Below are 12,601 nucleotides of genomic sequence, written 5' to 3'. Positions count from 1 at the left end.
TTTATTCCTCTACCACAACCGGGATAACCTGACGCACACCGGCAGATTGAGATCCGAACAGGTTCACACTGTTGTTACCATCACCACAGCCATTACCGAAGCTGAAACCGCAACTGCTTTTCAGGTCATAAGCGTTTTCGGCATAGGTGGTATGGCTGCTCGGGATAACGAAGCGGTCTTCGTAATTAGCCAGCGCCATATAGCGGTACATTTCTTCCACCTGAACGGCGGTCAGCCCTACCTGTTGCAGCACATCCAGATCTTCCACACCGTCCACCTGCTGTGAACGCTTGAAAGCACGCATAGCGATCATGCGCTCCAGTGCCCGCTCAACCGGTTTTTCATCACCGGCAGTCAGTAAATTAGCCAGATAGCGCAGTGGAATACGCAGTGATTTCAGATCCGGAATCACACCATTCATACCCACATGACCTGCCTGGGCAGCGGTCTGAATCGGAGACAGTGGCGGTACATACCAAACCATTGGCAGAGTGCGGTATTCCGGATGCAGTGGCAGAGCCACTTTCCAGTCCATTGCCATTTTATAAACCGGAGAACGCTGGGCCGCCTTAATCCAGTTGTCACTGATGCCTTCTTTACGGGCGGCTTCAATAACTTGCGGATCTTCCGGATCAAGAAACAGATCAATCTGTGACTGATACAGATCTTTTTCATTCGGTGTCATGGCTGCCGCTTCGATTTTGTCAGCGTCATACAGCAATACACCAAGATAACGGATACGGCCTACACAGGTTTCCGAGCAGACGGTAGGCTGACCGGCTTCAATGCGCGGGAAGCAGAAAATACACTTCTCGGACTTACCGGATTTCCAGTTGTAATAAATCTTTTTATACGGGCAGGCCGATACACACATGCGCCAGCCGCGGCATTTTTCCTGGTCGATCAGAACGATACCGTCTTCTTCACGCTTGTAGATGGCACCCGATGGACAGGCCGCAACACAGGCCGGATTCAGGCAGTGTTCACACAGACGTGGCAGATACATCATGAACGTTTTTTCAAACTGTCCGTAAATATCTTTCTGCACGACATCATCAAAGTTTTTATCCGCTTTACGCTTTTCGAATTCTGTACCGAGAATTTCTTCCCAGTTCGGACCCCATTCGATTTTCTCCATACGCTGGCCGGTAATCAGCGAGCGTGGACGGGCCACAGGCTGATGCTTTTTATCCGGCGCGTTATGCAGATACTGGTAATCAAAATCGAACGGCTCGTAGTAGTCGTCAATTTCCGGCAGATCCGGGTTAGCGAAGATATTCGCCAGAACCCGCAATTTGCCGCCAATTTTCAACTGCAGCTTGCCGTTAGCGTCACGCTTCCAGCCGCCATTCCATTTTTCCTGATTTTCCCATTCTTTCGGAAAACCAATACCAGGCTTGGTTTCTACGTTATTAAACCAGGCGTATTCGACCCCTTCGCGGGAGGTCCAGACGTTTTTGCAGGTGATGGAGCAAGTGTGACAACCAATACACTTATCCAGATTCAGCACCATGCCGATTTGAGCTCTGACTTTCATATAATTACCTCACTCCACCCTTATTTGGTGTCCAGCCAATCGACTTTATTCATCTTGCGCACGATGACGAATTCGTCACGATTGCAGCCGACCGTACCGTAATAGTTGAAGCCATAGGCCTGCTGAGCATAACCACCGATCATATGGGTTGGTTTCATCACCGCACGGGTAACCGAATTGTGAATACCACCACGGGTGCCTGTTGTTTCTGCTCCCGGTACGTTTACGATCCGTTCCTGTGCGTGGTACATCATGCTCATGCCTTCAGGCACTCGCTGAGAAACAACCGCACGACAGGCAATGGCACCGTTAACGTTGAAGACTTCGATCCAGTCGTTATCTTCAATACCGGCTTCTTTGGCATCGACTTCACTCATCCAGACAATCGGACCGCCGCGTGACAGTGTCAGCATCAGCAGGTTGTCAGAGTAGGTGCTGTGAATACCCCATTTCTGGTGTGGCGTAATCCAGTTCAGAACGATTTCTTTATTACCGTTTGGCTTTTTGTTCAGAACAGGCTCAACGGTTTTCAGATTAATCGGTGGCTTGTAAGCACACAGCTGCTCACCAAAATCGCGCATCCATTCATGATCCTGATAGTACTGCTGACGGCCGGTAACGGTACGCCATGGAATCAGTTCGTGAACGTTGGTATAGCCGGCGTTATAGGACACATGTTCGTCTTCCAGACCAGACCAGGTTGGTGACGAAATAATTTTACGTGGCTGGGCAACAATATCGCGCCAGCGGATTTTCTCTTCTTCTTTCGGTATCGCCAGGTGGGTGTGATCGAGGCCGGTAAATTCACCCAGAGCTTCCCAGGCTTTAACAGCCACATGGCCGTTGGTTTCCGGAGCCAGGGTAAGAATCATTTCACAGGCATCAATCGCGGTATCCAGTTTGGCCATACCTTTATTAATACCTTCATCGGTATGGGTGTAGTTCAGCTGCCGCAGCAGTTTCACTTCATCTTTGGTATCCCAGCTGATGCCTTTACCGCCATTACCGATATTTTCCAGCAGCGGACCGATCGAGGTGAAACGTGCATAAGTATTCGGATAATCACGCTCAACCACATTCAGGTGTGGCATTGTTTTACCCGGTACCGGTTCGCACTCACCTTTCCACCAGGCTTTTACACCATAAGGCTGCGCCAGTTCTGCCGGTGTATCGTGATGCATCGGAATAGTGACCAGATCTTTTTCCACACCCAGATGGCCAACACAGACGCGGGAGAATTCTTTGGCAATGCCTTTAAAGATTTCCCAGTCAGAGCGTGCTTCCCAAACCGGATCAATGGCAGCACTGAGCGGATGAATAAACGGATGCATATCCGAGGTATTCATATCGTCTTTTTCGTACCAGGTGGCCGTCGGCAGAACGATATCGGAATACAGACAGGTGGTGGACATACGGAAGTCCAGTGTCACCCACAGATCAACCTTGCCTTCTGCACCCTGATCAACCCATTCAACATCTTCCGGTTTCTGACCGCCAAACTCGCCCAGATCCTTACCCAGCAGACCATGCTTGGTACCCAGGAAATGTTTGAGCATATATTCATGGCCCTTACCGGAAGAACCCAGCAGGTTAGAACGCCAGATAAACATATTGCGCGGGAAATTCTGCGGATTATCCGGCTGCTCACAGGCGAATTTAAGATCGCCTTTCTTCAGCTGATCAACCACATAATCCTGCACTTCCTGGCCAGCCGCTTTGGCTTTATCCGCCAGGTGCAGAGGGTTGGTTCCCAGCTGTGGCGCAGAAGGCAACCAGCCCATACGTTCGGCGCGGGAGTTGAAATCGATAATACTGCCGGTCCAGCGCTCTTTTGGCGCCAGCGGTGAAATTACTTCGCTCATGTTGAGCTTTTCATAGCGCCACTGACTGGAGTGATTATAGAAGAACGAAGTACCGTTCATATGGCGTGGCGGACGCTGCCAGTCCAGTGCAAAGGCCAGCGGAGTCCAGCCGGTTTGCGGACGCAGTTTTTCCTGCCCCACATAGTGCGCCCAGCCACCACCAGTCTGACCAACACAGCCACACATCATCAGCATATTAATGAGACCGCGATAGCTCATATCCATGTGATACCAGTGGTTCAGTGCAGCACCAACGATAACCATGGAACGGCCACGGGTTTTATCGGCGTTATCGGCAAACTCACGGGCAACGCGGATCACATCGGCACGGTTAACACCGGTAATAGCTTCCTGCCAGGCAGGTGTATAAGGCACGTCATCATCATAACTGCTGGCACGGTTGCTATCGCCGATGCCGTTATCCACACCGTAATGCGCCAGCATCAGGTCAAATACAGTTGCTACCTTAGCGGTTGTACCATCGGCCAGTTCAACCGATTTAACCGGTACTTTACGCAGCTGAATTTCATTGTGCTCAGTGTGCTGGAAATACTGATATTCGTGCGGTGCGCCACCAAAATATGGGAAAGCAACATCAGCAATACCGTCGTTCTGATCTTTCAGTGATAAAACCAGATCAACATCACCACTGCGGTCTTTCTGCTCCAGGTTCCATTTACCTTTTTCGCCCCAGCGATAACCAATAGAACCGTTCGGACTGGTCATACTGCCGTTGCTGTTAAGGGCAATGGTTTTCCAGTCAGGGTTATTATCTTCGCCCAGATTGTTTACCAGATCGGCTGCCCGCAGGAAGCGTCCACCGGTCAGATGACCATTGCTTTCTTCCAGCATGACCAGCATCGGCATATCGGTGTAGCGTTTGCTGTAGTCGGTAAAATAAGTGCTTGGCTTATCAACGTGGAATTCTTTCAGGATGACATGACCGAAAGCCATCGCCAGTGCCGAGTCGGTACCCTGACGCGGAGCCAGCCAGGTATCGCCGAATTTAGAAGCTTCAGAATAATCCGAAGTAATAATGCAGGTTTTGGTACCCTTATAACGAACCTCAGTCAGGAAGTGCGCATCAGGCGTACGGGTCTGAGGAACATTCGAACCCCAGGCAATAATATAATTGGAGTTATACCAGTCGGCCGATTCCGGCACGTCGGTCTGCTCACCCCATATTTGCGGAGAGGCTGGCGGTAAGTCGCAGTACCAGTCATAGAAACTCAGGCAGTTACCACCGATCAGCGACAGGTAACGGGCACCGGCAGCATAGGAAACCATCGACATTGCCGGAATCGGCGAGAAACCGGAAACACGATCAGGGCCGTAAGTTTTGGTGGTATAAACGTTGGATGCCGCAATCAGCTCATTGACTTCATCCCAGCTGGCACGGACAAATCCACCCAGACCGCGACGCTCTTTGTAGCTTTTTGCTTTTACCGGATCAGAAACAATAGATTCCCAGGCTTTTACCGGATCACTGTGCTGCGCTTTGGCTTCACGCCAAAGTTTCATCAGCTGACCACGGACTTTCGGATACTTCAGGCGGTTAGCACTGTAGATATACCAGGAATAACTGGCGCCACGCGGACAACCACGGGGCTCATGGTTAGGTAAATCCGGACGGGTGCGCGGGTAGTCGGTTTGCTGGGTTTCCCAGGTAACCAGACCATCTTTAACGTAGATTTTCCAGCTGCATGAACCTGTGCAGTTCACACCATGGGTAGAACGCACGACTTTGTCATGCTGCCAACGCTGACGATAACCTTTTTCCCAACTGCGATCCTGATCCGTTGTGGCACCATGGCCATTGGCGAAAGACTCTTTACGAGTTCTGAAAAACCGAAGTTTCTCCAGTAGGTGACTCATAGCTAACTCCTGATGTGTCCCGAAAGACCGGCTATAAACATACGGAGATATACTACTCAGATTGCACCAATTAACGATGGGGCCGGGCCGGCGTCACGGGCCGGAAAACGTCGTCCTGCGCACAAAAATACTCACAAAGTGGTAAATGAACTATTTTTCAAACCATTGATTTTAAAGGGTTTTATTTTTTACCCCTAAAAAATACTGCGCTGAATCAATCCCGCGAAAGCAAGGGGAGTAGCTAAAAGTAATCCTATCTAATAATAAGCATTCGCATATAGTTCGGTAATAACAGCCATATCCCTGAGTACATACTGCAGGTAAGATAACCTTTCAGTCGTATTTACCGTTTTCAAACTATGAAACAGACATCGGTTATTACCCGGATCAATCTCGCAATGAGCGCCATTATTCTGATGGCGATATCAACAATTCTGGTTTCTTACTGGCTCTCAGATCAGACCGATAATGATGCTTATGCTATTAACAGTGCAGGCTCTTTACGGATGCACAGCTATCGGCTGCTGATAGATCCCGAAGCGGTGAATGACAATAAAGAAATCATCCGCAGTATTTTCAATAACCCAATAATGAAAAATGTCGTCAGAAATGCCGAATCAACAGAGTTTTTTAACGAACTCGGTGAGCGGGGAATATTACTGGCCGATAAAGTCAGTGATTCAGAAACAGAAGCTGAAGAAAAATTAAATCTTGTTAATGCCTTTGTTGATGACCTGAATCGCCTGGTATTGATTATTCAGCATAACGCCGAAGGAAAAATACGGACGTTAAGAACTTTTCAGATTATTGCGTTTTTTATTACCGTGATTCTGTCTGCCATTGTTATCTACTGGATACATCTGCGCTTTACCGTACCGCTGAGTGAGCTGACCAATACCGCCCGCCAGATCAGCCGTGGTGATTTTTCCTGCAATATATCACCACCGGAAGGTACCGATGAGCTGAGTGTGCTTTCCCGTTCTTTTGAACATATGTGCAAAGCCATTTCTTATATGTATGAATCGCTGGAGAAACAGGTTGAAGAGAAAACAGCTGAGCTGCAGAACAGCAATAAAACGCTCAGCTTTCTCTACAATCTGGCCAGACGAACCAGTACCCATGAAATCAGGAAAGAAGATTTTAATAACATCCTGAAAGAGCTTTCCGTAGTAACAGGTATCGACAATATTGAACTCTGCCTGCTGACAGAAAGCGGGGATATTCCATATCTGCAGATTAATGGCAGTAAAGAGCTGGATGATGACTGCCGCTCACGCAATTGCCGAGACTGCCTGACGCAAACTACCGACAATACATCCCAGATTAATTTCCCGATCTCAAGAGAAAACAGAGACTATGGTGTTCTGACCCTAAACAGTCATCCGGAGTCACTGCTGCGCTGGCAGCGTGATCTGTTTACCTCCGTTGCCAATCTGTTTGCTATTGCAATGAGCCTGCAGAGTGAAGAGGAAAACATCCGCAGGATTACGTTGATGAAAGAACGTAACGTTATCGCCCGTGAACTGCACGACTCACTGGCTCAGGCTCTGTCTTATCTGAAAATTCAGGTAACCCGCCTTAACCGTGCCATCGGCAGTTCTGACTTTGAAATAATGATGGACGTCTCTGCTGAACTTAAACAGGGTCTGGATTCTGCCTACCGGCAACTGCGCGAACTGCTGACAACCTTCCGCCTTAAAGTCGATGGTAAAGGATTACTTGATGCGCTGCAGAAAACCGTAGATCAGTTCCACGAGCAATCCAATATGGAAATATCCCTGAACTACGATATTTTTAATATCCCCTTATCACCTCAGGAAGAAATTCATTTATTACAGATAATCCGCGAAGCCAGCCAGAATGCCATCCACCACTCTCATGGTAAAAACATACACATCAGCCTTTGCAGTAATGACCAGCAAGAAGTAACGCTGGAAATCGAAGACGATGGCATCGGTATCAATACTGATCCGGAAAAACGTAACCATTATGGCATGGCGATTATTCAGGAGCGGGCTTATCAGCTTTCCGGCAATGCGGAAATTAAACGACGTAACGAAGGGGGAACCGGCGTCTATTTCAGCTTTACCCCCGAGTCTGTGCGAAAGTCTGAACCTGAAACCGGAGCCTGAAACCCTAGGGCCTGTCGACACTAATTAGACAGGCCTGTTATAGGCTAAAAATTTCTCAGGCAAGGCGCTGAGAGTGTGGGATGTTCAGCACATCCCTGTGCTTCACCCCTTCGGGGTTGGCACGCCAATCTGTTCCAGACAGATTGGTAACGGGTTAAGCGAGCGAACAGCAACGCAGGATGAGGAATTTTTAGCCATAACCCTTCGGGCTGAGGCCAGTTTTCCCCATTAACGTCGTCGTTCGTCATTCATTTAGCCCGCTACCCACCTGCCCGGAGCAGATGGGCGCGAAGCCCGCAGGGTCAGGAACATGGATGTTCCTGACAATATCACTCCTCTCTCCTTGTTCTGAGAAAAGCCAGCTCTCAGCAGGGCCTATTCAATTAGTGTCGACAGGCCCTAGTCAGGGGTAAATGGGGCTCCACTGCCACGCCCGGTTCAGAAAATGGCAGCGTGCATTTACAAAATCCAGTACAGGGCCTCTAGCGCCACCGCCACCTGAATACGGTTTTCGGCCAGTGGCCGTGGCAGCATGTCTTCGGCTTTCGCCAGCCGTCTTAATAAGGTGTTGCGGTGGGTGTGCAGTCGTTTTGCCGCTTCAGTAGCATTACAGCCGCACTCCAGAAAAGCGTGCAATGACTGGCGCACCGCCGCCGGTGCCTGCGCCAGCTCGCCCAGTACGTGCCCGGAATAATGCTGGATGGATTTTGCATCCTTGGATAAAAAAGCCATTAAACGCACACGGTCGTAACTCACCAGCTGCACGTTGGATTTTAACCGTCCCAGAACCCGCTGCGCCGCCTGTGCATCCAGATGCGAACGGCGAAAACCATCCACGCCGTTGCCGCCTTCGCCATAACTGATGCGGATGTTTTCTTTTTTCTTTAACGCCATTTCCAGCACTTTTTCGTTCACCGGAAATTCTGCTGCCGACCACACCCAGATCAGTGATGGGCTGACGATGATTTTTAATGAGGTTTTTTGCTGGCAGGCTTTCTGAAACGCAGTGGCCAGATGCTCCAGATCAGAAATTTCGGTATCAATTTCCTCACTCCAGATAATGGCGCTGTGATGAGTCTGCGCAAAAGGATAATTCAGCAGCCGCTCGGCGGCGGCCAGGTCCATCGCCTCGCCGGCCACAATCTGCGAAATACGCTCGCGCTGTTCTTCCAGCTGGCCGCTTTTACGCGCCTCTGCATCCTGTTTCATACGCTGGATACCCAGCTGCAGACTGTCATCAATAAAGGTATTGATCGATACCGAAGAAATCTCCAGCAGTTGCTGTAATTCCAGCGGGTCCTGAGTCAGCTGGAAAACAATTTTCATCCAGTATTGCCAGGCAATATCCTGCACCGAGCGCGCATTACTGAGCAGCACCTGAGCAGCCTGAGTCGAAAAAATTTCACTCAGTCCCAGCACCGCCTCTTCCACCAGAAAAGCACTGACCGGTTGATCGGGCCGTTCGATGATGGCGTTCAGCCAGTGAATGGTACCGGCACGGATAGCGCGCCGCTGACGGGCCGATAACAGCGGGTCAACGTACTGAGTCTCTGCCCCCACCGTTTTGAAGTTGCCGCCTTCGAGCTCGTCCAGAACCTCAGGACTGGTCGCCAGTTGCAGCGCCAGCTCTGCGCCGGTGCGCATCAGCTCAAGAATCCGTGGCGATACGCTGGGCCAGCGCTGCCGGCTACTGACGGCCAGTTTCATAAGGTCTCCATTGTTAGCGCCTGTGCAAAGTGCACCAAATATACCCACATCAGTGTTGTTTTGTACATTGATGAGCCGGAGTTCCGTTCATAAGATGACCAGACTCAGCGAATAGCCGGATCAGACTGGCAGCCATCTGCCCGGCGTTCTGATGCCTGCAGGTGCTGCAGTACAGACCAGCAGACGCGCGCAGACGTGTAATGGCAAACAATAATAAGAGGCCAAACCGTGAAAAATTTTACCGACAAAGTGGTTGTGATTACCGGCGCCGCATCCGGCATGGGACGGGAATACGCACTGGAGTTTGCCCGCCTCGGCGCACTGGTTGCCATCACCGATGTCAACGCAGAACAGCTGGCTGAAACCCACAACATGGTGAAGGCCATCACCCGTAAAAACAGCCTGAGTGAAGTGCTGGATATTGCTGCCGAAGAGAGCGTGACGGACTTTGCGGGTAAGGTAAAACGCGAGCTGGGTAATGCCCACATCATTATTAACAACGCCGGTATCGGCGGTGGCGGCGCACCGGTCTGGGTGCAGGATAATGGCCAGTATCACACCACCATGCAGGTGAATTTCTTTGCCGTGGTGTATATCACCAAAGCTTTTTTGCCACAGTTGCTGGCCAATCAGGAAGGTGCTGTGGTGAATGTTTCCAGCGTATTTGGCCTGTTAGGAACGCCCGGCACCAGCGATTATTGCGCGTCTAAATTTGCCGTACGCGGTTTTACCGAATCACTCATGGTTGAGCTCGCCGACACACCCATTTCAGTACATCTGGTGCATCCTGGTGGTATTAAAACCAATATCGCCAAACATTCGAAAAACGGCGCCGAATTCGAAGAAAAATATCTGAAAACCGATCCGCTGTTTGCCGTACGCGAAGTAATTAAAGGCATCCAAAGCGGTAAGCAACGCATGATTTTTGGTTATCAGTCATCATTGCTGCGTTTCCTTACTTTGCTGCCACTGAAACTGCGTAACCGCATATTGCACCGCGAAATGGGCGATATGCGCGACCCGGAGCACTACGCGGTGCTCGAACAATACTCCACATCCTCATCACGAAGCTGACAGAAAAATAACCAATGGCATCTGTTCAACAGGGAGACATTATGAATACAAAATTTCAGCCAAGCATTGAAGCGCGCAAGGATATCGACTTCGGTCTGGACGCCGACTTCCCGAAATACTGGAATGGCAACGACCCGTTCAGAACCCGCGTAATGGATGCACTGCAGCTCAGCTTTCCTGATGGTGAGCGCTATTTTATTTCCAGCGTACGCGCCTTCCGCGACCGCATTACCGACCCGAAACTGCAGCACGATGTAAAAGAATTCACCATGCAGGAAGCGCAGCACGGTATTGCCCACACCAAATTCAATGATCTGCTGGCGGCACAGGGCATGCCGATGGAAACTATTCTGAATGAGCTTAAGGAATACATTAAAAGAGATCAGAAAAAGTATTCCGACGAATTTAATCTGGCCTTAACCGCAGCCTACGAACACTTTACCGCACTGCTGGCAGAAACCTTTTTCTCACGCAAAGAAGTAACCGCCGACATTCATCCGAAAATGCGCGCCCTGCTGGCCTGGCATGCGATTGAAGAAATGGAGCACCGCTCGGTGGCCTTCAACGTAATGAAAACCGTCGCTAAAGTTGGTTATATCAAACGTTGTACGGCAATGGTAATCGCCACCCGCCACACCACCAAAGTGATGTTTGACTACGCCGATGTACTGCTGAAAACCGATGGCTATAACTGGTTCCAGCGCCGCATGATGTTTATTAAAAACCTGAACTGGATGTATGGCCGCAAAGGTATCCTGTCATCCATGCTGCCAAAGCTTTTAATGTACTTTAAGCCGAGCTTCCACCCGGAAGATATTCCGGTAATTCACAACTACGGTGAGTGGGTTCGGGTATACGATTCAACCGGCAACCCGCATCAGGCCTGTGATGCGCTGCTGGCGGCGGCGTATTGAGGAGAACTCAGGAATGGCGTCTGAAGCCCCGGAGATTTGCTCCGGGGCTGAATTTAAAGCGCAATCACTTCAACATCAAAGGCATCCGCTTCATCACAAAATAAAGTTGTTAAAAAGGGAGACTCAATCACTTTAAGCTTCGGCAGGTGACGAATATCCCGCGCAGAGTGCATATCAAAATAGTCTTCGCTGCCACTCCAGTGCGGGGCCAGCTGGCTGTAAATGTCATCACCACCATCTGCACAAAGCTCAGTGATATCGGCTAACAAATGCTGGGGAATACCGAGCTTCTGGAAATAATCTCTGACCTCCGGCATAACCTGACAGGCTTGTTCACTATCAGGATCCATATGAGCGTTTTCCGGCTGTTTGACAAATTCCCAGACATCAAAAGCCGGCCTCAGGGTTTTGTCTTCATACATCAGTTTCTGAATCACCATCAGTTTGAAACCAAAATCAGCAAATACGGATACCAGCCCGGACTTTTGCATCAGTTTTTCCCGCGCACTGCTGTCGTATAAGGCTTTATCTTTAAGATCGATTTTAAGCTTCGACTTTAATTTTTTAAGCGCTGGCGGAAGATCGGTGAATGGATTGTTTCTGACATTCACCTTTTTTAATGCCGGCAGATCGGTCAGCCACTCCGGCAAACTGGCCAACTGACACCCCGACAGATCGATTTCCTCAAGAGCAGTCAGCCTGGCCATACTTTCAGGCAACTCACGGATCGGATTATCACTGAGATCCAGCGTTTTCAGCGTACTCAGCTGACCAATAACACCGGGCACCTCGCTGAACCGGCACTGTTTCAACGACAGCGCGGTAAGGGCTGCAAGACTTTCCAGCTCATCCGGCAACTGCGTAAGTGGTTGTGCTTCCAGAGTCAGCTCCTGCAGCTGCGACAGCAATGACCAGCAGCCAGGAACAGCTGTCATTGCCGTATCACTGACCGTCAGATAGCGCAGCTCGGCAAAACCGGATATCAGCGCTGCGTCCTCCGCAGGCAGAGACAGCTGGTTGATCGTCAGTTCTGCCAGCGAGCGGTTGGCTTGCAACAGGCTGATAAGCCCCTGCTTTTTACTCAGTGATGAATTGCTGCAGCTAAAGTGCCGAAGCTCATGCTGTAGTGCCAGACCAGCACAATCAATCACAGAAAAAGCATACGATAAATAATTCAGCCCGGTATAAGCACTGAGGTCGACGCACTCAGCATGATAAGCAACATACAACGCTTTGACGTCGTCCGGGTCTGCGCCAGAAAGTGTATTGGCATAGAAAATATTGTCAGAAAACTGGTCGTACAAATGACTCATTTGAAATCCATTACCGGAGGCATATTTCACGCAGTATATGGGATTTCCATACAGGCATCGTAGACTAATCAACAAAAATGTCAGTTATAGGGAGTATCTGGAGGATGACCGTCGTCGCAAGCTCCTCCGTTCTCTCCGCTCGCAGGCTCGCTACGAGCCGAACCTATCAGAGGTTGTTCGTATCGTC

At 49.9% G+C, this 12,601-nt stretch carries 7 protein-coding genes; 3 read left to right on the top strand and 4 right to left on the bottom strand.

The genetic code is table 11. The features are described from left to right. Window position 1: 1 nt before the first annotated feature. Both narH and LGT44_RS15830 read right to left on the bottom strand, forming a co-directional pair. Window positions 2-1,537: a nitrate reductase subunit beta gene (gene narH / locus LGT44_RS15835; RefSeq protein WP_225691046.1), complete on the bottom strand. Its 1,536-nt coding sequence runs from the start codon at window positions 1,535-1,537 to the stop codon at window positions 2-4. 20 nt (window positions 1,538-1,557) lie between these two features. Beyond that, complete coding sequence (locus tag LGT44_RS15830; RefSeq protein ID WP_225691047.1) at window positions 1,558-5,274, bottom strand: nitrate reductase subunit alpha; 3,717 nt, start codon at window positions 5,272-5,274, stop codon at window positions 1,558-1,560. A gap of 398 nt (window positions 5,275-5,672) precedes the next feature. Here LGT44_RS15830 and LGT44_RS15825 point away from each other — a divergent pair, with 398 nt between their 5' ends. Further along, a complete protein-coding gene (locus LGT44_RS15825; protein WP_230331545.1) occupies window positions 5,673-7,406 on the top strand; it encodes a histidine kinase in 1,734 nt (577 codons plus the stop codon). A 459-nt stretch (window positions 7,407-7,865) separates the two neighbouring features. On the opposite strand, the gene LGT44_RS15820 is transcribed toward LGT44_RS15825, so the two are convergent. Next, a complete protein-coding gene (locus LGT44_RS15820) occupies window positions 7,866-9,113 on the bottom strand; it encodes a PucR family transcriptional regulator (protein ID WP_230331544.1) in 1,248 nt (415 codons plus the stop codon). A gap of 228 nt (window positions 9,114-9,341) precedes the next feature. Here LGT44_RS15820 and LGT44_RS15815 point away from each other — a divergent pair, with 228 nt between their 5' ends. Further along, window positions 9,342-10,187, top strand: a complete 846-nt coding sequence (locus tag LGT44_RS15815) for an SDR family NAD(P)-dependent oxidoreductase (RefSeq protein WP_230331543.1) — start codon at window positions 9,342-9,344, stop codon at window positions 10,185-10,187. A 41-nt stretch (window positions 10,188-10,228) separates the two neighbouring features. Then, complete coding sequence (locus LGT44_RS15810; RefSeq protein WP_225691051.1) at window positions 10,229-11,101, top strand: metal-dependent hydrolase; 873 nt, start codon at window positions 10,229-10,231, stop codon at window positions 11,099-11,101. 53 nt (window positions 11,102-11,154) lie between these two features. On the opposite strand, the gene LGT44_RS15805 is transcribed toward LGT44_RS15810, so the two are convergent. Then, window positions 11,155-12,414 (bottom strand): leucine-rich repeat domain-containing protein, encoded by a 1,260-nt coding sequence (locus LGT44_RS15805; RefSeq protein ID WP_230331542.1) that lies wholly within the window; start codon window positions 12,412-12,414, stop codon window positions 11,155-11,157. Between the last annotated feature and the right edge of the window lie 187 nt (window positions 12,415-12,601).

The organism is Thalassolituus alkanivorans, from assembly GCF_020447205.1.
Taxonomy (GTDB): domain Bacteria; phylum Pseudomonadota; class Gammaproteobacteria; order Pseudomonadales; family Oceanobacteraceae; genus Venatoribacter; species Venatoribacter alkanivorans.
Note: the sequence above shows the minus strand (reverse complement) of the source record. Positions and strands in the feature narration are given on the sequence as shown.

Coding starts and splice junctions, on each gene's coding strand:
- narH (WP_225691046.1), bottom strand. CDS start 1,537: ATGAAAGTCAGAGCTCAAATCGGCATGGTGCTGAATCTGGATAAGTGT.
- LGT44_RS15830 (WP_225691047.1), bottom strand. CDS start 5,274: ATGAGTCACCTACTGGAGAAACTTCGGTTTTTCAGAACTCGTAAAGAG.
- LGT44_RS15825 (WP_230331545.1), top strand. CDS start 5,673: ATGAGCGCCATTATTCTGATGGCGATATCAACAATTCTGGTTTCTTAC.
- LGT44_RS15820 (WP_230331544.1), bottom strand. CDS start 9,113: ATGAAACTGGCCGTCAGTAGCCGGCAGCGCTGGCCCAGCGTATCGCCA.
- LGT44_RS15810 (WP_225691051.1), top strand. CDS start 10,229: ATGAATACAAAATTTCAGCCAAGCATTGAAGCGCGCAAGGATATCGAC.
- LGT44_RS15805 (WP_230331542.1), bottom strand. CDS start 12,414: ATGAGTCATTTGTACGACCAGTTTTCTGACAATATTTTCTATGCCAAT.